We start from the raw sequence: 24,058 nt of genomic DNA on the forward strand, positions 1-24,058 counted from the left end.
CCTTCGGCGGGAAACACAAATGAGATTGTTGTAGTCAGGGTTGTTTCAGGTGTCAACGGTTGCTAACAGCATGCTTTTATGGATTTGGAAGAAAAAATATTTTCGGCTGTAACCTTTTGTGGTGGATGGTTTTGGTGTAATTAGAATTTATTTCTCCAGGGGGAATGAAAAATAAATTTCGCTTTAGGAAATATTTTCACTTACATTTGCACCCACATTGCGAGGTAGAGCAGAGGTAGCTCGTCGGGCTCATAACCCGAAGGTCAGAGGTTCGAATCCCCTCCTCGCTACAGCGGAAACCGCGATCACAGTAATAAGTGTTCGCGGTTTTTTTTGTTGCATTTTTTCGCAAGCCCCAATTACAATCCTATGCCCGAATAGATGGAGCATTTCTTTACGGCTATCCCGGTTCTTTTCGTAATGGAACTGGTTTTATAGAAAATACACCGCCAGAAATAATGAACTCACCCGTTAATTGCCAAAGCCAGTGTGACTTGATATCCTTCCCGATTCTTTCTTATTAAATCCGGAAGGCGTAGGTACAACAGGTAAAACGTACTCGATGGGATGGGCCAAGGTGTTAAATAGCAATTTCGAATACTTCAAAGATTAGCTTTACAGGGTTTGAAAGCTTACATGGCAAAAGCTATCTAAATGTGTCATAATGCCATTGTTAGCACCCGCCACCTCACAAAATCGTACAGCTTGTAAAATTTTTTTATTCCCTTGTAACCAGCCGTAGGGAAGCGTCCCCGGCCAATCACTAACAACAGTAATCCCCTAATTCCCAAAAAATATTTGTCAACCAATATAATTCCCTTACCTTTGCAACCACATTGCGAGGTAGAGCAGAGGTAGCTCGTCGGGCTCATAACCCGAAGGTCAGAGGTTCGAATCCCCTCCTCGCTACGAAAGAAAGTCGGAATCCCGCTCCCGGAGCGGGATTCACTTTTTTATAAACATCAGGGCCACACGTACGGATATCCGCAAAAATGCACCGTCTATCGAATCATGCCGAACCGCTTCGGCTTTTTTTATTTGTGCTACCTTTGCAGCCGAACTCCCCGGTATCACATCCCCGAGGCCGTTCAACGAATTAAATTTTATAATGATGCATCGCGCAGGTTTTGTCAATATTTTCGGGAAACCGAACGCAGGAAAATCAACCCTCCTGAACGCCATCCTCGGCGAAAAACTCGCCATCGTTTCCCCTAAAGTCCAAACCACCCGCCACCGCATCACCGGCGTTCTCACCGAGCCCGGCTACCAGATCGTCTTCTCGGACACCCCCGGCATCATCGACCCGAAGTATAAAATGCACGAGAAAATGATGTCGGCCGTGAAATCCGCCCTCGAAGACGCCGACGTTGCCCTCCTCCTTATGGACGGCCGCGATAACCTCGACGAATGCCTCGAGCTCTTCGGTTCCCTCAAGCTAAAAGGCACCTCCATCCTCGTTATCAACAAGATGGACAACCTCGAAGCCCCCGCCATCGAAGAAATCAAAGCCAAATGCCTCGCCTGGGGCAAAGCCAAATCCGTCGTCTTCATCTCCGCCATCCAGAAGAAAAATATCGACCTCCTCAAAAAGGAAATCGTTCAGCTCCTCCCCGAAAGCGAGCCCTTCTACCCGGAAGACACGCTCACAGACCGCTCTACCCGCTTCTTCGTAGCCGAAATGGTCCGTGAACAGATCTTCCACCTCTTCGAAGACGAAATCCCCTATCACACCGCCGTGGTAGTCACCCTCTTCCAGGAAAAACAAACACTGACCAAAATATCCGCCGATATCGTCGTAACCCGCGAAACGCAAAAAGGCATCATCCTCGGCGAAAGGGGACGGTCCATCCGCGAAATCGGGTCACGCGCCAGACAGGAAATCGAAAAATTCCTCGACCGGAAAGTTTTCCTCGAGCTCCATGTCAAAGTGCGCGACAAATGGCGCGATAACGATAATTACCTCCGTGAATACGGATTATTGTAAACAACGACTTTAAAATCAGAATAATATGCCAGGGTTCACAGTAGCCATCGTCGGACGCCCGAACGTTGGGAAATCCACCCTCTTCAACCGCCTGCTCGAACAACGCAAGGCCATCGTCGACGACGTCAGCGGCGTTACCCGCGACCGCCAGTACGGCATCGCCGATTGGAACGGCAAAACCTTCAACGTCATCGACACCGGCGGCTTCGTATCCCGCTCCGAAGACGTGTTCGAACGCGAGATCCGCAAACAGGTGAAAATCGCCATGGAAGAAGCCAACGTGCTCATTTTCATGTGCGACGTGACCACCGGCATCACCGATCTCGACGCCGATGTGGCCGACCTGCTCCGCCGCTCCTCCAAACCCGTGTACCTCGCCGTTAACAAGGTAGACAACCACGAACGCCAGCTCGAAGCCACCGAATTCTATTCCCTGGGCTTCGAAAACATACATTTCCTTTCTTCCATGACCGGTAGCGGTACGGGCGAACTGCTCGACGATATCGCCGCCCTCATCCCCGAAGAAGAACAGGCGACCAATGAAAACGACGGCATCCCCAAGATCGCCATCATTGGCCAGCCGAACGTAGGTAAATCCTCGCTCCTCAACGCCCTCATCGGCGAAGAGCGCAACATCGTTTCCGACATCGCCGGCACTACCCGCGATACCATCCATACCCGCTACCGCCTGTTCCAGAAGGATTTCATGCTGATCGACACGGCCGGTATCCGCCGCAAGGCCAAAGTGCACGAAGACCTCGAGTTCTATTCCGTGATCCGTGCCATCAAGGCGCTGGACGAAGCCGATGTATGCCTCCTCATCCTCGACGCCGAAAAAGGCATCGCAGGGCAGGACCTCAGCATCTTCAGCCTCGCCGCCCGCAAAGGCAAGGGCCTGGTGATTTTCGTGAATAAATGGGATTTGGTGGATAAACAGACGAACACTGCCCGCGATTACGAAAAGGCACTGCGCGAGCGCATCGCGCCGTTTACCGACGTGCCCATCATCTTCGGTTCCGTGATCGAGAAGCAGCGTATCTTCAAAGCCGTGGAAACCGCCCTGGAAGTGTATGACAACCGCCAGCGCAAGGTGCAGACCTCCGTGTTGAACGATGTCATGCTCAAGGCGATCGAAGCGCACCGTCCGCCGGTAGTACGCGGCACGGCCATCAAAATCAAGTACGTGACGCAGCTGCCCACGCATACGCCGGCCTTCGCGTTTTTCGCCAATTTGCCCGACGATATCAAAACGCCGTATAAAAATTACCTGGAGAACAAACTCCGCGAAAACTTTAATTTCCAGGGAGTTCCGATCCGGATTTTCTTCCGGAAGAAATAATTTCTCCGTATTACATTAAAATTTATTTTGTAATACAGGAATTTTGAATACCTTTGCGGCGTTTTAAAACAAACATCAACATGAAAAAATTATTCGTACTCGCTATCGCTGTTGGCGCATTCGTAGCTTGCAACAACGCTGCTACCACTTCTAACGACTCTACCAACGTAGCTACCGATTCTCCGGTTGTTACTGCTCCGGTTGTAGCTGATTCCGCTGTTGTAGCTGACTCCGCTGTAGTTGCTGATTCTGCTGTTGTAGCTGATAGCACTCACAAACACTAATTAGCGTTTGATGAAAGTATATGGTCCTTCCGGTGCAAACCGGAAGGACTTTTTTTTGTTTGGCACAGTCATTGCGCGGGTTTGGAATATTAAACCATCAAAACCATATCTCAGATGAAAAAGTTATTCCTGCTCGCATTCGCCGCCGGACTTTTCGCGGCCTGCAACAACAACGCATCCAACAACGCTGATTCTACTGCTGTTCCGACCGATTCTCCGGCGATGGAAGAAACAACGCCCCTGCCGCCGGACACATCCATGCAAGCTACTGACTCTACCAGCCTGAACCAGACGCCGGCTACCGACAGTGCTGCTGCACCGAAGCAATAGGTTCGTACGTTGAAAACGCATATAGATCCTCCCGGCTCCTGGCCGGGAGGATTTTTGCTTGTTTGGCACAGCAATTGTTCAGATGGGGAACTAACTAACCGGAACGAGCAATGAAACGAAGCCTGATAACGATGTTGCTGCTATGCAGCCTGCATGTGTTTGCCACCGCCCAGAACGACCCCGGGAACTATGTGTTCCGCTTCCCCGGTACAGACCTCCGCGGCCTGGCCCAGCTCCCGCAAGCCACGCGCGACAGCATCCTTTCGGCTTTCTCCCGCTTCGACCCCGCCACGCTCGATTTCTCGCAGGCTTCCCCGCAACACGGCGCCGCGCTGCGCTCCGTGCTCATGGATATGATGGAAACGGTACGCACCGTCATCCGCGACCCTTCGTCCGCCGGCGAAATGGACCGCAAAATGTCCGTTCTCCAGCGGAAAATGGATGAAGTCCAGGAAAATATCATCGAGGAAGATGCGCTCAAACAGCTGAAGCAGACCTACGAAAACGATCGCGCCCGCCGCACCCGGGAGTTCGAATTGCGCTCCTACAGCAGCGACCGGGAGCAGAAAATGGCCAAACGCCAGCTGGAACAGGAATTGCGCGATCTCCGCAAAGATTACGAAGAGGAACGGGCGCGCGTCCGGCATCGTTGATTCCCCCTTTCATGTCATAGGCCCGGTAACCGGGAACCCTTATTTTTGGGTCAGAATACCCTATAACCGAACCGTACGCCTATGAAATCCGCACCCTTCTGGTATGCCTTGCGCATATGGCTGGCCAGTGTGGCCATTTCGCCGCTCATTTTCATTATCACTATTTTCGACCGCATGCCGGGCAGCATCCTGCTCGATTTTGTGCTGTCGATATTGTTGCTGGCCGTGTCCATGCTTTTCGGGCTCCCGTCGCTATTCGTTTTCGGATGGTTGATGGCACGCAAATTCGCCACCGGGGCGGGCGAGCCGGAACTGAGAAGCTACGCTTCGCGCTGCGCGCCGTTCGTGCTGGCGTTTAACTTTTTAATGCTGTGGGTGATTTTACGGTCTGACGTGCTCGCTGATCCGTGGTTTTACCTCCGGCTGGTTGGCGTCTATCTGCTCACGACCCTGTTCTGCATCCGGTACATACGCCTCCTGGGAATCACCGGTCAGCGTTGAGATGCTGCAGCAACGGGACTTAGCATGGTAAATCGATTGATGTGGAAAGGCTTTCGGGCGCTATCGTTTTTTATCCGGTAAAAGATAAAAAATGATAAACGAAACAAACACGATTAAGGCGGATAAGGTCACGTAATACTTCATCGTGCTGCAAAATAAATGCATGCCGGCGGGATTTATGTCGCCCGGAAGTTAAATTTTTACGGCGCCGGTCCGCCCTTTTTCCGGATGGAACAGCAGGAAGAGGATGCTCCCCAGGTATGGCAGGCTGACGGCCAGGGCCAGCCACAGGATGTTGTTGCCGAACCGGAACTGTTGTTGGCGGAAGATCTGCATGATCACCATCAAATGGAAAACCAGGAACAGGCCCAGGCCAGCGAACAGTAAGATATTGGCATTCGGCCAGTGCAGGATTTTGAAAACAGCGCCAACGAAAATGGCGATCAGTGAGAGGATGAGGTAAAGGATTTTCATGACTGCTTTTTCTTTTTATCAGGAAGCAGGATGTAAATAAAGTATATCGCGAAAATTATGCGAATGATATAGGGGGACATGCTGCCAAATTACGAAAAAAGCCGGAGAGGAAGGGTTCCGCTCCGGCTTTTGACTTGTTATCGGGATAACTACCTGGTTTTCTGCAGTTCCTGCACCGCACGGGTGATCGCGGGGTCGCCGGCGTTCGCTACTTCGTAGAAACCCTCCGTCCGCCAGCGTTGGCGTGCCAGCAGGGCTTTGATACGGGTACGGATCTCTTCGTTGTCTTTCGCCGAAGCGCGGTCCATTTTCACGCCCTCTTCCGTGGCCAATGTCCGGAAACCGGCCATCATCTTATCATTCACCTGCCAGTCGCGGTTGAACGACGACGCGTCCTTGAAAGCGGCGAATTCGGCGGCGTTGGCGGTATAATATTGATATACGTAATCACCGAAAACGTTACGGTTGTACAGTTCGGTGAGCAGTTCGGAATAACGGGTGGTGTCGAAGGGAATGAAAATATCGGGGGTGATGCCGCCGCCGCCGTAAACGATCGCGCCGCTGGGGCCGGGTTTACGGAATTTGAGGCTGGAATCTACGGGGCGGATGCTGTCGCCGTTCACGAATTCGCCGTGGCTGTATCGGTTGGCGATATCCTCTTCATAGGCTTCGCGGCCGTTTTCGTAGCTTTTCTGGATGCTGCGGTTGGAAGGCAGATAATACCGCGCGATGGTGAGCCGGAGGGTAGCGCCGTTATCCAGCTCGAAGGGCTCCTGTACCAGGCCTTTACCGAAGCTCCGGCGGCCGATGATGATGCCACGGTCCCAATCCTGCACTGCGCCGGCCAGCACTTCGCTGGCGGAAGCGGAGCCTTCGTCGATGAGGATGGCCAGGTTCCCTTTCTCGAACGTGCCGGGGCGGGAGCAGGTGTAATCCTGGCGCGGGGAGTTTTTGCCCTGCGTATAGACGATGAGTTTATTGCCGTCGAGCACCTCGTCGGCCAGGCGGGTAGCCGCATCCAGCAAGCCGCCGCCGTTCTGGCGGAGGTCGATCACCAGCTGCTTCATGCCCAGTTTTTCCAGTTTGCGGGTAGCTTCGAGGAATTCGGTGTAGGTGGTGGCGGCGAATTTGCTGATCTTGATGTATCCCACGGTGGGGGCCGTCATATACGCCGCGTCTACGCTGTTGAGGGGAATAACGCCGCGTTTGATGGTGATGTCCAGTTCCCGGGCGCCCCGCAGCATGCGGGTTTTAACGGTGGAATTGCGGGGGCCGCGCAGCAGTTTGCGGATGGCTTCCGCCGTGATGTTCTTCCCGGCCACGTTCACGGAATCATTCACTTTCAGGATTTTGTCGCCCGTAAGCACGCCCGCCGCATCCGACGGGCCGCCGGCGATCACGCTGAGGATGTTGACCGTATCCTTGATAATGTTGAATTCTACCCCGATGCCTTCGAAGTTGCCGTCGAGGTCTTCATTCACCTCCTGCACGTCTGCCGGGGGAATATATACCGAGTGGGGATCGAGGTGGGAGAGGAGCCCTTCGATGGCGTCTTCCTGGATGGTGGCCACGTCGAGCGTGTCTACGTAATTATATTTCAGGAGGTCGATCACTTCCTGCAGGGAGCTTCTCCTATTGACGAAAAAACTGACGGAATCACCGTTCCGGGCCGCGGGCATCTTATGCCCCAGGTACATGCCCAGTGCCAGCACACCGGCAAACATCAGGGGCAGCCAAACTTTTATTCTTCTGTTGTCCGACATATGATTATTTAAAACGTTGAGGGGAATCCACCCTTTTGTTTAACTTGTGACAAAAATAACATATTCACAAGCAAAACATCTACATCTCAATCTTAATTTCATAAACGATCGGATATGCCTTCGAAAGTTAAGCTGGTGGCGGATAGTGGGTCCACCAAAACGGAATGGTGCCTGACGGACGGCAAGAAGCGGCAGACCTGGATGACGCAGGGCCTCAGCCCGTATTTTCTCACCAGCGTACAGATAGAGGAAGCCATCCGGGCGGAGTTGCTGCCGCAGATGGACGATGTTTTGCCCGACCAGGTCTATTTCTACGGGACGGGCTGCAAGGCGGAGAACAACGTGAAACTGGTCCACAAAGCCCTCCATACCGTGTGGCCAAAGGCCAAAGTGGAGGTTACCCACGACCTGATGGGGGCCGCCCGCGCCCTGTGCGGCCACGAGCCCGGCATCGTGAGCATCCTCGGCACCGGCTCCAATTCCTGCTATTATAATGGTAAAGAGATAGAAAAGAACAACCCGGGCCTGGGGTTCATCCTGGGCGACGAAGGCTCCGGGGCCTTTCTCGGGAAGAAAGTGCTCCAGTATTACCTGTACGATACCTTCGACGGGGACCTCCGCTACCGGTTCGACCAGAAGTTCGGCGTCCAGCGCGACGAAATCCTCGATAACGTCTACCGCAAACCCCTGCCCAACCGCTACCTCGCGTCTTTCACGCCCTTCCTGGCCGAAAACCGCGGGCATTTCTTGGTCGAAAATATCCTGGAAGACAGCCTCAACGAGTTTTTTTTCAATCACCTCTATAAATACCGCGAAAGCTGGACCGTGCCCCTGCACTTCACGGGCAGCGTTGCCTTCCACTTCCGCGACGTCCTCGAAACCCTCTGCAACCTTTACGAACTGCAGCTGGGAAGGGTGCTCAAAAACCCGATGGACGGACTGGCATTGTATCACGAAGATCAAGATTAACCTTATGGCATTCACTAAAGTCACAGAGCAGCCGAGCCAATACCGCCACCTGGAAACCATGACCGTTCAGGAAGTGCTCACCAATATCAACAACGAAGACAAAACCGTTCCCCTGGCCGTGGAAAAGGCCATCCCGCAGATCACCAAACTGACGGCCGCCATCGCCGACAAAATGCTGGCGGGCGGACGCCTCTTTTATATGGGCGCCGGCACCAGCGGCCGCCTCGGCATCCTCGATGCTTCCGAATGCCCGCCCACGTATGGCGTGCCCCAGGGGCTGGTAGTAGGGCTCATCGCCGGGGGGGATTCCGCCATCCGCCGCGCCGTTGAAAATGCGGAAGACGATCGCGAGCAGGGCTGGCGCGACCTCCAGCAGTGGAACATCACCGATAAAGACGTCGTAGTCGGCATCGCCGCCAGCGGCACCACGCCCTACGTCATCGGCGCCCTCAAGGCCTGCCGCGAAAACGGCATCGTGACCGGCTCCATCTCCTGCAACCCCGCCTCGCCCGTTTCCGAACATGCGGATTTCCCCGTTGAAGTAGTGGTGGGCCCCGAATTCGTGACCGGCTCCACAAGAATGAAATCCGGCACTGCACAAAAGCTCGTCCTCAACATGATCTCCACCACCGTTATGATCCAGCTCGGCCGCGTGGAAGACAATAAAATGGTGAACATGCAGCTCAGCAACGAAAAGCTGGTAGACCGCGGGGTGAAAATGGTGATGGAGCAACTCCAGCTCAGCGATTATGAAACGGCCAAAAGCCTGCTCCTGGAATACGGCAGCGTGAAGCGCGCGGTAGAAAGCAGGAAGTAAAAAATTACATAAATTGCCGCCATGCATGAGATAGAACCCTTTTATAACTGGCGACATCTGTACACAGCGGAAGAAGACGAGCTGTCGCCGTTCTATGGCCGCGAATACAGCGAATTCGAATTTACCAATACGGTTTATAACTATTACGTCCACCCGCAATGGGACGATTTCGGCGCGCCCAACCTGTACATGAAGCTCCTGTTCGCCGATTACCAGTTCAATTACGCCATCATCGAGCTGATCGGGGAGTGGAACGATGCGGTGGAGAACAACATCATGACGCTCAAGCGCGATGTGATCGACCTGCTCATTTCACATGGTATCAATAAATTCATACTGATCGGTGAAAACGTCCTCAATTTCTATTCTTCCGACGACTGTTATTATGAAGAGTGGTGGGATGACATCCGGGACGACGGGGGCTGGGTGGTGTTGCTGAACCTGCCGCAGCAGACGCGGGAAGAGTTCGAGAGCGCGCGGCTGGAGAATTATGTCCATTTGCTGGACGAGCCGAAATGGCGAACCTTTCTGCCGCAACACTTGTTTAATCTCGTGGATAACTGGGTGATGAAGCGGCTGGAATAAGCATTTTTCGTGACATTTATCATTTGGTTTTAATTTTTCATGTTATAAATTTGCCCGACATTTCACTTATTTATTCATACTAAAGGAAGCTTAGAACGTATCTTATGAAATGGTCGCAATTCTTTTCAACCTCCATCGGTAAGAAACTGCTGGTAGGCGCCACCGGTTTTTTTCTGTGCACATTTTTGATCGTGCACCTGGCTGGCAACCTCTCGCTGATGAAACACGATGGTGGTCAGGCCTTTAATCTATATGCGGATTTCATGGGACACAATCCCCTGATCCAGACGCTGGCCTGGGGGCTTAAAGTGGTGATCCTCATCCACGCTTTCCTCGCCATTCAGCTCACCATCCGCAACCAGGCCGCCCGGCCGGTGAAGTATGCCGTTAAGCCCGGCAATAAAACTTCGTCCTGGTTCAGCCGCCAGATGGCGATCATGGGCAGCATCCTCCTCGTTTTTCTCGTGATCCACCTCGCCAATTTCTGGTGGAAGATGCACTATGGTTCTCTGGACACTGCCGTCTACGAGGGCAAAGAAGTGGGCGACCTGTACGCGGCCGTATGGTTTACGTTCGGGAACGTCTGGCTGGTGGTGTTGTACGTGCTCGGCATGATCGCACTGTCTTTCCACCTGATCCACGGTTTCAAGAGCTCGATGCAGACATTCGGCTTTAACCACCCGAAGTACAATGGCATGATCAATTTCATTGGCCTCTGGATCTTTGGCATCCTGATCCCGGTTCTTTTCGCGGTGATCCCCGTGTACATTTACATTAATCAAATCTGATAAAGCTAAAGCAAGGATATTATGTTGAACGCAAAAATTCCTGCTGGCCCTCTGGAGACCAAGTGGAGCAAATATAAAAGCACCGTGAAGCTGGTAAACCCGGCCAACAAACGGAAACTCGAGATCATCGTGGTAGGTACCGGCCTGGCCGGCGCTTCCGCAGCCGCATCCCTCGGCGAGCTCGGGTATAAAGTAAAGGTTTTCTGCTTCCAGGACAGCGCACGCCGTGCGCACTCCATCGCGGCGCAAGGAGGCATCAACGCAGCCAAGAACTATCAAAACGACGGGGACTCCGTTTTCCGTCTTTTCTACGATACCGTGAAAGGTGGCGACTATCGTGCCCGCGAGGGTAACGTGTACCGCCTGTCTGAAGTGAGCGGCAATATCATCGACCAGTGCGTGGCGCAGGGGGTCCCCTTCGCCCGTGAATATGGCGGATTGCTCAGCAACCGTTCGTTCGGTGGCACCCAGGTGCAGCGTACCTTCTACGCCGCCGGCCAAACCGGCCAGCAGCTGCTGCTCGGGGCTTACTCCGCCCTGGAGCGCCAGGTAGCCCTCGGTACCGTAAAACAATACACCCGCCACGAAATGCTGGAAGTGGTGAAAATAGACGGAAAGGCCCGCGGCATCATCGCCCGGAACCTGACCACCGGTAAACTGGAACGCCACTTCGGCCATGCCGTCCTCATCTGCTCCGGCGGATACGGCAACGTGTTCTTCCTGAGCACCAACGCCATGGGCTCCAACGTTACCGCCGCCTGGAAGGCCCACAAAGCCGGCGCCTTCTTCGGTAACCCCTGCTTCACCCAGATCCACCCCACCTGCATCCCCGTTTCCGGCGATCACCAGTCCAAACTCACCCTCATGTCCGAGTCGCTCCGTAACGACGGCCGCATCTGGGTGCCCAAGAAAAAGGACGATCCCCGGAAAGCGACCGATATTCCCGAAGAAGAGCGCGACTATTACCTGGAGCGCCGCTATCCCGCCTTCGGTAACCTCGTTCCCCGCGACGTGGCCTCCCGCGCCGCCAAGGAAAGATGCGACGCCGGCTTCGGCGTAGGCGCTTCCAAAATGGCCGTTTACCTCGATTACGCCGACGCCATCAAACGTTACGGCACCATCGAAGCCGGTAAACGCGGCGAAGAGAACGCTTCCGAAGACGAGATCATCAAAATGGGCAAAAGCGTGGTAGCCGAGAAATACGGCAACCTGTTCGATATGTACGCCAAGATCACCGGCGAAAACCCGTACGAAACCCCCATGCGCATATACCCCGCCGTGCACTACACGATGGGCGGCCTGTGGGTAGACTATGAGCTGATGACCACCGTTCCCGGCCTGTACGCCCTCGGCGAAGCCAACTTCTCCGACCACGGCGCCAACCGCCTCGGTGCTTCCGCACTCATGCAGGGCCTCGCAGACGGTTACTTCGTGATCCCCTACACCATCGGCAACTACCTGGCAGACGATATCCATACCAAAGCCATCCCCACCGACCACCCCGCTTTCGTTGAAGCGGAAAACAAGGTGAAAGGCACGCTGGACACACTCATGAACATCAAGGGCAAACACTCCGTGGACCACTTCCACAAAGCCCTCGGTAAGATCATGTGGGACAAATGCGGTATGGCACGCAACGCCAAAGGACTGGAAGAAGCGATCAGGGAAATCCAGGCGCTCCGCGAAGAGTTCTGGAAAGATGTGCGCATCCCCGGAGAACAGAACGAACTGAACCCCGAACTGGAAAAAGCCGGCCGCGTCGCCGACTTCCTGGAACTCGGCGAGCTCATGTGCCGCGATGCCCTCCAGCGCAACGAATCCTGCGGCGGTCACTTCCGTGAAGAATACCAGGACGCCGAAGGCGAAGCCAAACGCGACGACGAGAACTTTGCGTTCGTTGCCGCATGGGAATACAAAGGCCCCAGCAACTTCGACCTGCACAAGGAAAAACTGGAATTCGAGATCGTTCATCCGACCCAGCGTAGCTATAAATAAGTTTGATAAGGGATATAAAACTGTAAATTATGAAGCTCACATTAAAAGTTTGGCGCCAGAAAAATGCCCAGGACAAAGGCCGCTTCGAAAACTACGAAGTATCCGACGTTTCGAAAGACATGTCGTTCCTGGAACTGTTCGACGTCCTCAATGAGCGTTTGATAAACGAAGGAAAAGAACCGATCGCATTCGATCACGATTGCCGCGAAGGCATCTGTGGCGCATGCTCCATGTATATCAACGGCCGTGCGCATGGCCCGTGGGAACAAACCACCACCTGCCAGCTGCACATGCGTGCCTACAACGATGGCGATACCATCGTGGTGGAGCCCTGGCGCGCTGCGGCTTTCCCCGTGATCAAAGACCTGACGGTAGACCGCTCCGCGTTCGACCGTATCATCCAGGCCGGCGGTTACATTTCCGTGAACACCGGTAACGCGGTAGACGCCAACGCCATCCCCATCGAGAAGCACGACGCCGACCTGGCGTTCGCTGCTGCGGCATGTATCGGATGCGGCGCCTGCGTAGCGGCCTGTAAGAACTCCTCCGCGATGCTCTTCACCTCGGCCAAGGTTTCCCAACTTGCATTGCTGCCGCAGGGCCACCCCGAGCGCACTTCCCGTGCGGAAGATATGGTGATGCAGATGGACAAGGAAGGGTTCGGTTCCTGCACCAACACCGGCGCCTGCGAGGCCGAGTGCCCCAAAGGCATCTCGATCAGCAATATCGCGCGGATGAACCGCGAGTTCTTCGGCGCAGGGTTCACCTCCTGATCTGACAGGTAACACTGACTATAAGGCAATTGCAAAAGCCGGCCTGGGATGGAACGTCCCGGGCCGGCTTTTCACTTTGGGAAATCCGCTCACCGTTCAGCGAATGTATCGTCCACTGATCCCTGTATTTGGCCGGAGATGCAGTATGGGCGCGTTTTAGCAGGCGTTTAGCCTTGTTTTTCCTGCGCCGCTTTCCTATCTTGGGGGTATGGCAAATAATTCCCGTCGCAAATTCATCCGCGACCTTGGCAGCACCGCCGCCCTCATCGGCGCGGCTCCCCTCGCGGGCCTCGCAGCAGCACCCGGCCGCAGGGTACTCCTTCATCCCGAAAAGCGCGTGAGCGCCAACGACAAAATACGGATCGCCGGCATCGGCATGGGCATCATGGGCTTCGGAGACGTTTCCTGCGCCCTGAAAGTTCCCGGAGTGGAACTGGTAGCCGTGGCCGATCTGTATGATGGCCACCTCGAAAAAGCGAAATCCGTTTACGGCAATCATCTCTACACCACCCGCGATTACCGCGAAATACTCGAAAGGAAAGACGTCGACGCCGTGATCATCGCCACGCCCGACCACTGGCACGATACGCAAAGCATCGCCGCACTGGAAAAAGGCAAAGCCGTGTATTGCGAAAAGCCCATGACCCAGCAGATCGAGGAAGGGCATAAAGTGATCGCCACCCAGCAGCGCACCAAAGGCATCCTCCAGGTAGGCAGCCAGCGCGTGAGCAGCGTAGCCATGGCAGAAGCAAAGCGCAGGTACCAGGCGGGCGACATCGGCCGGCTGAACCTCGTGGAAGCCAAGATCGACCGGCATTCCGCCCTCGGCGCATGGCAATATTCCATCCCGACGGACGCATCACCCAAAACGATCGACTGGGATACGTTCCTGAAAGATACCGCCAAAATGCCCTTCGACCCGGTGCGCTTCTTCCGCTGGAGGAATTACCAGGCCTATGGCACCGGCGTTCCCGGCGACCTGTTCGTACACCTCATCACCGGCCTGCACTTCATCACCGGCTCCAAAGGCCCCAATCGCATCTTCGCCAGCGGCAACCTCGTTCAATGGCAGGATGGCCGCGATGTGCCGGATTTGATGGTGGCGATCTTCGAATATCCTGAAACCCCCGAGCATCCGGCTTTCCAGATGCAACTGCGCGTAAACTTCGCAGACGGCGGCGGCGGAGGTGAATACACCCGCCTCATCGGCACCGAAGGCGTCATGGAAATGGGCTGGAACGATTTTACCATCAAACAGCACAAGCTCCCCAAAGCCCCCGGGTACGGCGGTTGGGACACGTACAACACCTTCACGCAAAGCGAACAGGAAGCCTTCGTGAAAAAATATATGTCCAAATACAGCGAGGCAGACCGCGCACAGGCGAAAGCCGAAGAGATCAAATACCACGCCCCGGCAGGGTACGACGATCGCCTCGACCACTTCACCAACTTCTTCGAATCCATCCGCAACGGCAAACCCGTAGTGGAAGACGCCACCTTCGGCCTTCGCGCCGCAGGCCCGGCCCTGGCGGTAAATGAAAGCTATTTCAAGAAGAAACTGATCCAGTGGGATCCGGAAAAGATGAAAATCAAATAATTGTAAAATCGGGGCCCGCGCGGCCCCGGTTTTATTTCGGGGTTTTCCTTATATTCAATCATTCTAAACCACTCATATGCGACTCCAGCCCCTTACCGTTTGTGCAGCCCTCGTGTTGTCGGCCTGCGCGCAAAAAGAAAAAAAGATGGAAAAAGTGAATGTGCCGCCACCCGTCGCGGAAAAGATAGATCATAAAATGTCGATCCACGGAGACACCCGGAACGATGAATATTATTGGCTCAACGAGCGCGACAATCCAAAAGTGATCGCCTATCTCGAAGCTGAAAACAAATATACCGACACGATGCTGTCGCCCGTGCGCTCCCTCCGCGACCAGCTCTTCAACGAACTGAAAGGCCGCATCAAGGAGAAAGACGAATCCGCGCCCATCCTCGAAAACGGTTACATGTATTACACCCGTTACGAAGAAGGCAAGGAATACCCGTTGTATTGCCGTAAAAAGGGGGAAGCTTCCGCGCCGGAAGAACTGTACCTGGATGTGAACGACCTGGCCAAAGGGCACGCTTACTACCAGGTTGGCAGCGCCGATATCAGCCCCGACAATAAATTGCTCGTTTACGCGCAAGACACCGTGAGCCGCCGGTTGTACAATCTCCGCATCAAGAACCTGGAAACGGGGGAACTTTATCCCGAATCCATTCCCAACGCCGACCCCGGCATCGCCTGGGCGAAGGATAACAAAACCTTTTTCTACGGAACGAAAAACCCGCAAACCCTGCGCGTCGAGAAAATATACCGTCACGTGCTGGGAACGGACCCCGCGAAAGACGTCATGATCTTCCACGAAGCCGACGAAACTTTCAACACCTGGGTAGGCCGTACCCGCTCGCGCGATTACATCACCATCAACAGCGAAAGCACCCTTTCCTCCGAAACCCGCATCCTCGACGCATCCAAACCTGACGGCGCTTTCCGCGTGTTCCAGCCCCGGCAGAAAGACATGCTCTATAACATCGATCACCGCGGCGATAAATTCTATGTCGAAACCAACCTCGACGCCAAGAACTTCCGGCTCATGGAAACGCCCGTCGGCAAAACAACGATGGACAACTGGAAAGAAGTAATCCCGCACCGGCCAGACGTGCTGTTGCAGGGCTTTACGCTGTTCAAAAACTTCCTCGTGCTCAGCGAGCGCAAAAACGGTCTTTCGCAGGTGCGCATCATCCCCGAAAACGGCCAGGAACATTATCTCGATTTCGGTGAGCCCGCTTACGTCGCCTATGTGATCTCCAACCCCGAGCTGGACACCAAAGTACTGCGCTATAGCTATACCTCGCTGACCACGCCCAATTCCGTGTACGAATACAACATGGAAACGAAGGAAAAAACGCTCCGCAAACAGCAGGAAGTGATCGGCGGGTACGATCCGAAAAACTATGTGACGGAACGCCTCTTCGCCACGGCTACCGACGGTACAAAAGTGCCCATTTCGCTCGTATACAAAAAAGGGTTCGAGAAGAACGGTAAACAGCCGCTATTGCTCTATGGATACGGTTCTTACGGCAACACCATGGAACCGAACTTCAACAGCAACCGCATCAGTCTGCTCGACCGCGGTTTCTGCTACGCCATCGCGCATATCCGCGGCGGACAGGAGCTGGGCCGGCATTGGTACGAAGACGGGAAGATGTTCAAGAAGAAAAACACCTTCACCGATTTTATCGACTGCGCCGATTTCCTCGTGGAAAATAAATTCACCGATTCCGCGCACCTCTTTGCCATGGGCGGTTCCGCCGGTGGATTGCTCATGGGCGCCGTCGTGAATATGCGGCCCGAGCTCTGGAAGGGCGTGATCGCCGCCGTGCCTTTCGTGGACGTGGTGACCACTATGCTCGATGAAAGCATTCCGCTGACGACCGGTGAGTTCGACGAATGGGGGAACCCCAAGAACAAGGACTCCTATTTCTACATGAAATCTTACTCGCCCTACGACAACGTAGAAGCGAAAGCATATCCCAACATGCTGGTAACCACTGGTCTGCACGATTCGCAGGTGCAATATTTCGAGCCGGCGAAATGGGTGGCCCGCCTCCGCGCCATGAAGAAGGGAGACAATCTCCTGCTCCTCGAAACCAATATGGAAGCCGGCCATGGCGGCGCCAGCGGACGGTTCAAGGCGTTGAAGGACGTGGCGCTGCAATACGCGTTCATGTTCTACCTGCTGGGCATCGACAAATAGATTCTTTCGCTGGAAATAAGGAAGGGCCGCATCATATGCGGCCCTTTTGTTTACCCTTTAACGTTATCTATATCTATGGCAAAATCTTTCAGGCATGTTTACCGTGGTGGTTTTCATAGCTTTTATGCACTTTCCGGAGGCGGAAGCCCACCGACAGGAGGAAAAAGCCGAGGAAAAGGGCGTAAAACCCGATATACCAGGCCAGCACCACCACACCGGCGAGCGGCTGCATGAAGAGCAGTACCCCGAACGCGACGGACAGGATCCCCGCCAGGATGAGCATCCACTCATTGGTCAGCTCTTTCCGGAGGCGGATGGCCACGATAATTTCCAGAATACCTGTTACAACGGCCCAAATCGCCACCAGCGTTACGAGAAACACCGCCGTGATGCCCGGCATGAACAGCATGATCCCCCCGGCAAGGATGCCCATGAGGCCGATCAGCAGGAACGTCCACCAGCTTTCGTCTTTCTTCATGATCTGGAAACCATGGATGATGGAGAAAATCCCGTCCACCAGGAAATAGGCGCCCAGGAAGATGACGAGCACGGAAAGGGTCAGGGCGGGCCAGATGAACGCGAAAATGGCGAAAATGATGGCGATGACGCCCCTGAAAACGATATAACCCCAGTATTTGGACAGTTCATGGATCATGGTAATATGATTTGATTGTCATTGATAACAATACATATCCCTAAAATGTTCAATAACCGCAGGTTACGGTAGTTGGGGAAAGCATGGACTTATGGAGGGGATTTCGTATCTTTGCGGCTTCAAATTTATTCAAGCCAGGTATGATCAGTGTTAAAAACGTCACGCTTTCTTTCGGCAAAAGGGTTTTGTTCGATGAAGTGAATATCAACTTTACGAAAGGCAATTGCTACGGAGTGATCGGCGCCAACGGGGCCGGCAAATCCACCTTCCTGAAAATCCTGTCCGGCGAGATCGAGCCGAACAAGGGTTCCGTGGAAATCACCCCCGGCGAGCGCATGTCCGTCCTCAAACAGAACCACTACGAGTTCGACGAGGTGACCGTGCTCAACGCCGTGCTCATGGGCAATAAGAAGCTCTGGGACATCGCGCATGAGCGCGACACGATCTATGCCAAGGAAGACTTTACCGAAGAAGACGGCATGCGTGCAGGTGAACTGGAGGCTGAATACGGCGAAATGGGCGGTTACACCGCAGAAAGCGACGCCGGCGTGCTCCTGGGCGACCTGGGCGTGAAGGAAGACCTGCATCAAACCCTCATGAAAGACCTGAGCGGCGCCCTGAAAGTGCGGGTGCTCCTGGCACAGGCGCTTTTCGGCAACCCCGACATCCTGCTGCTCGACGAACCGACGAACCACCTCGACGTGGAAACCATCGGCTGGCTTGAGAACTTCCTGGCCGATTACGAAAACATCGTGATCGTAGTGAGCCACGACCGTCACTTCCTCGACGCCGTGTGTACCCACGTGGCCGACGTAGACCGCGCCAAGATCAAAATCTTCACCGGTAACTACTCCTTCTGGTACGAATCCAGCCAGCTGATCGCCCGCCAGATTTCCGATAAGAACAAGAAAATGGAAGACAAACGGAAAGACCTGCTGGACTTTATCGCCCGCTTCTCCGCGAACGCTTCCAAATCCAAACAGGCTACTTCCCGTAAGAAAGCCCTCGATAAACTGGTGATCGAAGACATCGAGCCCTCCAGCCGTAAATACCCCGGCATCATCTTCAAGCAACAGCGCGAAGTGGGCAACCAGATCCTGAACATCGAAAAACTCGAAAAATCCATCGACGGCCGCAAAATCTTCAGCGACGTGACCTTCTCCGTGAACAAGGGAGACAAGATCGCGTTCCTGTCTAAAGATCACCTGGCCCTCAGCACTTTCTTCGATATCATTAACGGCGATCAACAGGCTGACAGCGGCAAGCTCGAATGGGGCACCACCGTTACCAAAGCGTACCTGCCCGACGATAACGCCGCGTTCTTCAAGAGCGACCTCAACCTGCTCGACTGGCTCCGCCAGTACGTTCCGGCGCACGTAACGGACGTAGACGAGCCCTTCCTCCGCGGTTTCCTCGGAAGAATGCTCTTCTCCGGCGACGAGATCATGAAAAAGACCACGGTGCTTTCCGGTGGCGAAAAAGTACGTTGCATGGTCAGCCGCATGATGCTGCAAGACCCCAACGTCGTGATCCTCGACGAACCTACCAACCACCTCGACCTGGAATCCATCCAGTCTTTCAACGAAGGCATGAAAACCTTCCAGGGCATCGTGCTGTTCACCACGCATGACCATACGTTCATGCAATCCGTGGCCAACCGCATCATCGAGATCACGCCTTCAGGCATCATCGACCGACTTTGCTCGTTCGACGAGTACCTGGAAGATGAGCGCGTGAAAGCCCTCCGTGCCGAAATGTACGGGGAGCCGGTGAATGCGTAACAAGATTGAAATCAACAGAAAATAGAAAAGAGCGGAAATTATCCGCTCTTTTTTTATGGGTTACTTTTTTGGGTATTAGCTCCCTCTTGCTGAGGGATTTTTTAGAGGTATTCTTCGATTACTTTCATTTTATGTTTGTCCAGCGGCTTGGTGATGTAAGCCATCAGTTCCGGTGTCCGTTCCACTTTTTCCATATCCTGGATGTTCATGGACGAGGAGCACATGATGATGGGCACATCCTGCGTCAGCTTCGTTTTGAGCTTCCGGAAGGCTTCGATGAAATCCCAGCCGTTCATCCGCTGCATGTTCATGTCCAGGATGATGAGGCAGGGGAGGCGGCGGGCCGCGAAATCGTTCAGGTCCTCGATGGCGTCTTCTGCAGACAGGAATGAATTGACCCTGACGTCCCACCCTTGCAAACCGAACATCTTCTTCACGATAAAGTGGAAAATCTCGTCGTCGTCGATCACATAAACTACTTTATGCTGTGCCATGTCAATTATATTATCGAATCGCATCATAATATTCCGTTTACTGTCCGCAATTCCATTTTCCGTTAGCATAGGTACTCATCGTATAGGGCCCCACAAAGCATTCCATCTAAAGCCGTTTCATAATTTCTCCGCAAAGAAAGTTAATTTTATTTTAATATTAATATTTTTTAACCTGCAATAACCAAACTTTAACAAGCCGGTATAAAAAAGAAAGGGTATGGCCGCGGCCACACCCTTTTTCTATGAATGTTGGATTGTCTATCGTACTTTTTAGAAGATGCCGCCTTTTTTCAGGTTTACTTTACCGGCACCGATTTTATACCCGTCCTGGTAAATTTCCACGCTGTAATCGCCGGGCTTGAAGTCGGAATTCTGTTTCCAGTCCATGCTAACGGGGGTGTTGCCACCGGCTGCGTAGGAAACGGTTTTCTTAACGGTGTAGAGTTTCTCGGTACCGTCTTCCAGGGTGAAGCGGCCGCTGCCGAGGGCTTCTACTGCGAGGGGAGCACCATCGGGAGCCGTGATGGCTACGTAGATCTCCTTGTCGCCGCTGGTAGCGATGCGGTTGTTCAGGTCGAAGGACACGCGCATCATATCCGCACGTTTCGCTTTGGACGTCACTTCTTCCTTCCCGTTTTTACGCACGTTGATGGGAGACAGTTTGATATTGTCTGCATGCAGTACGGAGCCAAGGTCTACCCGTTTGCCGAGGCTGTCTTTCACCACCACTACGGAATCGCGCTCTTTGCGGGCATAGTCGCGCTCGCCGGTGATGACGATCTTTTCGCCTTCCAGGCGTTCGATGGTGGCTACATAGCCTTCGGTCCTGGATTTCAGTTCTTCGATCAGCCTGCGGGCTTCTGCCAGCTGTGCTGCGGTAGCGTTTTTGTTGCTGAGGATGCTGGTGATACGGCCTTTCATGTCGGCAATTTCTTTGTCCTTGCTTTTCACGAGGCTGTCCATCCGGCTATTCTGGGAGATCAGATCGTCCAGCCGGGCTTGTGCGGCATCGTATTCTGCCTGCAGTTCGTTCCGGGAATTAGAGATCGTATCGAGCTGGTTTTCTTTGATAGCGATCTCCTTGCTGGTCTGGCTCTTGTCATAATACATATAGCCCCAGGTGCCTACGAGTGCAGCGATGAGGATACCGTATATGAGGCCGTTCTTGTTACTTTTCGGTTTTTCGGGCCCGGGATTGGGCGTACCAGCGTTAAAGGTGTTTTCCGCCATAATGATTGATGTTTTGTTAAGTTGATTGTTGTTATATGGGTAAAATTTTTCCCTCGAAATTGAAACGTTAAAATTTAACTAAATTACACGCTTTAAAATTGTAGGCTGTGTTATATACCGTTGCGCTCGACCAGTTATTATTGCTTGATATAGAAACCACCCCGCTAACACCTTCGTTGGATCAGCTTCCGGCCGAGTTACAGGCGCTCTGGTTGGAAAAGAATGCAAAAACTTTGCCAGATTCTGAAAATCCTTCGGCCGACTTTTTCGATCGCGCCGGCCTCACGGCGGAGTTCGGAAAGATCGTTTGCATCTCCGCCGGGTTTTTCTTTACGGAAAACGGTCAGTATCAATTACGTATAAAATCGTTTTATGGGGACGACGAGAAGGAACTGCTCGCCGGTTTCCTCGACACCGTCTCCAGATTTCACCAAAAAATGCAACGTTTTCAATTCGCCGGGCATAACATCCGCGAGTTCGATATTCCCTATATTTGCCGCCGCGCGGTCATCAACGGGCTCATGCTGCCGGCGCCGCTGCTGCTCCACCAGCTTAAACCCTGGGAGCAGCCCATGCTCGACACCCTCCAGATCTGGCGCTTCGGGGACTTCCGGAATTACACCTCCCTCAAGCTCCTGGCCGCCGTGCTGGGCATTCCCACGCCGAAAGACGATATCGACGGCAGCCAGGTAGGGAAGGTATATTGGGAGGAAAAGGACCTCCGCCGCATCGTGGAGTATTGTCAGAAAGACGTGCTCACCGTTGGCCAGCTCCTGCTCCGCTTCAAAGGGCTCCCGCTCATGGAAAAAGACAGCGTGGCCGTGGTCGCGTAAATTGTTGGATCGTTAGAAACAGATAGGGTTATGGATTACCAGGACATCATCAAGGATTGGAAAAACAACAAGTTCAAGCCCCTCTACTGGCTGGAAGGGGAGGAAGACTTTTTTATAGACCAGGTGGTCAACTACGCGGAGCATAACCTGCTCTCCGAAGCCGATAAGGGTTTTAATCTCACCGTTTTGTACGGGAAAGACACCGACTGGGCCACCATCATCAACGCCTGCCGCCGCTACCCCATGTTCGCCGACCGCCAGGTCGTGATCCTCAAGGAAGCACAGGCCATGCGCGACCTCCTCAAGATCGAGCCATACATCGATAAACCCCTCGAATCCACCGTGTTCGTCGTAGCCCACAAGCAGGGCAAGCTCGACGGCCGCTCCAAAATGGCCAAGCTCGTCAAGGAGCGCGGCGTCATGCTGTCCACCAAAAAACTGTACGACAACCAGATCCCCCAGTGGGCGGAGGCTTACGTCCGCTCCCAGGGCCTCGCCATCTCCGAAAAAGCCTGCGTCATGCTGGCCGATCATATCGGCAACGATCTCAGCCGCATCGCCAACGAGATCGAGAAACTGATGGTCAACCTTCCGCAAGGCAAAAAAATCGACGAATCCGACATCGAGAAATATGTGGGCATCAGCAAGGAATACAATGTTTTCGAGCTGCAAAACGCCATCGGGCAGATGGACATGACCAAGGCCATGCGCATCGTCAGGTATTTCTCCGCCAATCCCAAAGCCGCGCCCATACAGGTGGTGATCCCTTCCCTCTACGGATATTTTTCCAAGATCAACCTGCTTTTCGGCGCCAAGGGCGGCGAGAAGGAAATGGCCGCCGCATTGGGCGTGCATCCCTTTTTCCTGAAAGATTATATGTCGGCCGCGCGCAATTTCGGGCCCAACGGCACCGAGCGCGCCATTCTGCTCCTGGCGCAATACAACCTGCGCAGCATCGGTATCGGCGACGCAGGGAATGAAGACGGGGAATTGATGAAGGAAATGGTTTACCGCATTTTACGGCCTTGAGGCAACCGCCCGGGCCTGCTCCACATCGTTTTTCATCTGCGCCACGAGCCCTTCCACACTGTCGAACTTCCTGTCTGAACGGATGAATTCCAGGAAATCGACGCGGATGGGCGCGTCGTAGATCTCTTTGTCGAAATCGAGGATGAACACTTCGATGCGCAGCTCCGTGCCGTTAAACGTAGGCCGGGTGCCGATGTTGAGCGCGCCTTTGTACAGCTGCCCGTCGTTGCCGGCGGTCACCGTCACGGCGTAAACGCCCTGTGCGGGAATGAGCTTGCGGTAATCGTTAAGGGAGATGTTGGCGGTGGGGAAACCAAGCTGGCGGCCCATTTTATCGCCATGCACCACGATGCCGTTGAGGAAATAGGGATAGCCGAGCAGCTCGTTGGCCAGCCTTACATCGCCTTCCTGGAGGCTTTTGCGGATGCGGGTGGAGGATACGGCGGCGTCCTGGATGACCTGCTGGGGGATTTCCAGCAACCTGAAACCGTATTTTTCCTGTTCGGCCTCCAGCAGCTCCAGCCCGCCTTCCCGGTTGTGGCCGAAACGGTGGTCGTAGCCGATGATGATGGTGTGTGGACGGAAAGTTTCGATGAGGAAATCTTCGAGATAGGCCGTGGCGGAGCGTTCCGAGAATTCCCGGGTGAAGGGGACCACCACCAGGTGATGAATGCCCCAGTGCGCAAGGAGCGAAATCTTCTCGTCGAGCGTAGTGAGCAGGCGGACCGATTTATCGCCCGCCAGCACCTCCCGCGGATGCGGGTCGAAAGTGATGATGACCGTTTCCCCGTTGCAGGCGTGCGCGGCTTCCTGCAGTTGCTGGAGGATGTGCTGGTGGCCGGTATGCACCCCGTCGAAAGTGCCGATGGTGATCACGGCGTTCCGGAAAGCGGGTAATTTCTTTAAATCTCTGTGAACCTGCATGGTGGATCGGTCATATTTGCAAAAACGCCGTGCAAATCTAAATGTTTTGACGGGATTACA

23 protein-coding genes and 2 tRNA genes are annotated in these 24,058 nt (G+C 53.9%); 19 read left to right on the top strand and 6 right to left on the bottom strand.

Annotation, left to right across the window (positions count from 1 at the left end):
* The first annotated feature begins 218 nt into the window (after positions 1-218).
* The 8 genes from ACQKLP_RS06795 to ACQKLP_RS06830 all read left to right on the top strand — a co-directional run bounded on the left by ACQKLP_RS06795 (position 219) and on the right by ACQKLP_RS06830 (position 5,091).
* A tRNA-Met gene (locus ACQKLP_RS06795) sits at positions 219-290 on the top strand.
* A gap of 547 nt (positions 291-837) precedes the next feature.
* A tRNA-Met gene (locus tag ACQKLP_RS06800) sits at positions 838-909 on the top strand.
* 199 nt (positions 910-1,108) lie between these two features.
* Positions 1,109-1,984 carry a GTPase Era gene (gene era / locus ACQKLP_RS06805; RefSeq protein WP_427321303.1) on the top strand — a complete coding sequence of 292 codons (876 nt, stop codon included), beginning with the start codon at positions 1,109-1,111 and terminating at the stop codon, positions 1,982-1,984.
* A gap of 25 nt (positions 1,985-2,009) precedes the next feature.
* Positions 2,010-3,323, top strand: a complete 1,314-nt coding sequence (gene der, locus ACQKLP_RS06810) for a ribosome biogenesis GTPase Der (RefSeq protein ID WP_427321305.1) — start codon at positions 2,010-2,012, stop codon at positions 3,321-3,323.
* A gap of 80 nt (positions 3,324-3,403) precedes the next feature.
* Positions 3,404-3,607, top strand: coding sequence for a hypothetical protein (locus ACQKLP_RS06815; protein WP_427321307.1), 204 nt, complete (start codon positions 3,404-3,406; stop codon positions 3,605-3,607).
* A 114-nt stretch (positions 3,608-3,721) separates the two neighbouring features.
* On the top strand, positions 3,722-3,937 hold the full coding sequence (locus ACQKLP_RS06820) for a hypothetical protein (RefSeq protein ID WP_427321309.1): 216 nt from the start codon (positions 3,722-3,724) through the stop codon (positions 3,935-3,937).
* A gap of 110 nt (positions 3,938-4,047) precedes the next feature.
* Complete coding sequence (locus ACQKLP_RS06825; RefSeq protein ID WP_427321310.1) at positions 4,048-4,590, top strand: hypothetical protein; 543 nt, start codon at positions 4,048-4,050, stop codon at positions 4,588-4,590.
* A gap of 81 nt (positions 4,591-4,671) precedes the next feature.
* Positions 4,672-5,091 (top strand): hypothetical protein, encoded by a 420-nt coding sequence (locus ACQKLP_RS06830; protein ID WP_427321312.1) that lies wholly within the window; start codon positions 4,672-4,674, stop codon positions 5,089-5,091.
* 192 nt (positions 5,092-5,283) lie between these two features.
* Here ACQKLP_RS06830 and ACQKLP_RS06835 read toward each other — a convergent pair whose 3' ends face one another.
* Positions 5,284-5,565 (bottom strand): GldL-related protein, encoded by a 282-nt coding sequence (locus ACQKLP_RS06835; RefSeq protein ID WP_427321314.1) that lies wholly within the window; start codon positions 5,563-5,565, stop codon positions 5,284-5,286.
* A 149-nt stretch (positions 5,566-5,714) separates the two neighbouring features.
* Complete coding sequence (locus tag ACQKLP_RS06840) at positions 5,715-7,328, bottom strand: S41 family peptidase (protein ID WP_427321316.1); 1,614 nt, start codon at positions 7,326-7,328, stop codon at positions 5,715-5,717.
* A gap of 114 nt (positions 7,329-7,442) precedes the next feature.
* Here ACQKLP_RS06840 and ACQKLP_RS06845 point away from each other — a divergent pair, with 114 nt between their 5' ends.
* From ACQKLP_RS06845 to ACQKLP_RS06880, 8 genes are all read left to right on the top strand, one after another.
* Positions 7,443-8,297 (top strand): N-acetylglucosamine kinase, encoded by an 855-nt coding sequence (locus ACQKLP_RS06845; RefSeq protein WP_427321318.1) that lies wholly within the window; start codon positions 7,443-7,445, stop codon positions 8,295-8,297.
* 4 nt (positions 8,298-8,301) lie between these two features.
* Positions 8,302-9,114: an N-acetylmuramic acid 6-phosphate etherase gene (gene murQ, locus ACQKLP_RS06850; RefSeq protein ID WP_427321320.1), complete on the top strand. Its 813-nt coding sequence runs from the start codon at positions 8,302-8,304 to the stop codon at positions 9,112-9,114.
* Between the two features lie 21 nt (positions 9,115-9,135).
* Positions 9,136-9,699 (top strand): hypothetical protein, encoded by a 564-nt coding sequence (locus ACQKLP_RS06855; protein ID WP_427321322.1) that lies wholly within the window; start codon positions 9,136-9,138, stop codon positions 9,697-9,699.
* A 104-nt stretch (positions 9,700-9,803) separates the two neighbouring features.
* Positions 9,804-10,487 (top strand): succinate dehydrogenase cytochrome b subunit, encoded by a 684-nt coding sequence (locus tag ACQKLP_RS06860; RefSeq protein ID WP_427321324.1) that lies wholly within the window; start codon positions 9,804-9,806, stop codon positions 10,485-10,487.
* A gap of 21 nt (positions 10,488-10,508) precedes the next feature.
* A complete protein-coding gene (locus tag ACQKLP_RS06865) occupies positions 10,509-12,482 on the top strand; it encodes a fumarate reductase/succinate dehydrogenase flavoprotein subunit (RefSeq protein WP_427321326.1) in 1,974 nt (657 codons plus the stop codon).
* A gap of 29 nt (positions 12,483-12,511) precedes the next feature.
* Positions 12,512-13,255, top strand: coding sequence for a succinate dehydrogenase/fumarate reductase iron-sulfur subunit (locus ACQKLP_RS06870; RefSeq protein ID WP_427321328.1), 744 nt, complete (start codon positions 12,512-12,514; stop codon positions 13,253-13,255).
* 208 nt (positions 13,256-13,463) lie between these two features.
* Positions 13,464-14,852, top strand: a complete 1,389-nt coding sequence (locus ACQKLP_RS06875) for a Gfo/Idh/MocA family protein (protein ID WP_427321330.1) — start codon at positions 13,464-13,466, stop codon at positions 14,850-14,852.
* Positions 14,853-14,928: 76 nt separating this feature from the next.
* Positions 14,929-17,052, top strand: coding sequence for a S9 family peptidase (locus ACQKLP_RS06880; protein WP_427321332.1), 2,124 nt, complete (start codon positions 14,929-14,931; stop codon positions 17,050-17,052).
* Between the two features lie 88 nt (positions 17,053-17,140).
* Here ACQKLP_RS06880 and ACQKLP_RS06885 read toward each other — a convergent pair whose 3' ends face one another.
* Positions 17,141-17,707, bottom strand: coding sequence for an HdeD family acid-resistance protein (locus ACQKLP_RS06885; protein WP_427321334.1), 567 nt, complete (start codon positions 17,705-17,707; stop codon positions 17,141-17,143).
* 140 nt (positions 17,708-17,847) lie between these two features.
* Between ACQKLP_RS06885 and ACQKLP_RS06890 the strand changes: the two genes are divergently transcribed.
* The gene (locus tag ACQKLP_RS06890; protein ID WP_427321335.1) at positions 17,848-19,488 is read left to right on the top strand and encodes an ABC-F family ATP-binding cassette domain-containing protein; all 1,641 of its coding nucleotides are present in this window, start codon (positions 17,848-17,850) and stop codon (positions 19,486-19,488) included.
* Between the two features lie 101 nt (positions 19,489-19,589).
* Here the strand turns inward: ACQKLP_RS06890 and ACQKLP_RS06895 are convergent, their stop codons facing one another.
* Both ACQKLP_RS06895 and ACQKLP_RS06900 read right to left on the bottom strand, forming a co-directional pair.
* Complete coding sequence (locus tag ACQKLP_RS06895) at positions 19,590-19,982, bottom strand: response regulator (RefSeq protein WP_341843314.1); 393 nt, start codon at positions 19,980-19,982, stop codon at positions 19,590-19,592.
* A 270-nt stretch (positions 19,983-20,252) separates the two neighbouring features.
* On the bottom strand, positions 20,253-21,212 hold the full coding sequence (locus ACQKLP_RS06900) for a hypothetical protein (protein ID WP_427321338.1): 960 nt from the start codon (positions 21,210-21,212) through the stop codon (positions 20,253-20,255).
* A 233-nt stretch (positions 21,213-21,445) separates the two neighbouring features.
* On the opposite strand from ACQKLP_RS06900, the gene ACQKLP_RS06905 reads away from it, so the two are divergent.
* Both ACQKLP_RS06905 and holA read left to right on the top strand, forming a co-directional pair.
* Positions 21,446-22,045 carry a ribonuclease H-like domain-containing protein gene (locus ACQKLP_RS06905; protein WP_427321339.1) on the top strand — a complete coding sequence of 200 codons (600 nt, stop codon included), beginning with the start codon at positions 21,446-21,448 and terminating at the stop codon, positions 22,043-22,045.
* Positions 22,046-22,075: 30 nt separating this feature from the next.
* Positions 22,076-23,074 carry a DNA polymerase III subunit delta gene (gene holA / locus ACQKLP_RS06910; protein ID WP_427321341.1) on the top strand — a complete coding sequence of 333 codons (999 nt, stop codon included), beginning with the start codon at positions 22,076-22,078 and terminating at the stop codon, positions 23,072-23,074.
* Here the strand turns inward: holA and ACQKLP_RS06915 are convergent.
* Positions 23,063-23,998 (bottom strand): bifunctional riboflavin kinase/FAD synthetase, encoded by a 936-nt coding sequence (locus tag ACQKLP_RS06915; RefSeq protein ID WP_427321343.1) that lies wholly within the window; start codon positions 23,996-23,998, stop codon positions 23,063-23,065. The genes holA and ACQKLP_RS06915 overlap by 12 nt on opposite strands.
* Positions 23,999-24,058: the final 60 nt, after the last annotated feature.

This window comes from Chitinophaga sp. NPDC101104 (genome assembly GCF_050277495.1).
Lineage (GTDB): Bacteria > Bacteroidota > Bacteroidia > Chitinophagales > Chitinophagaceae > Chitinophaga.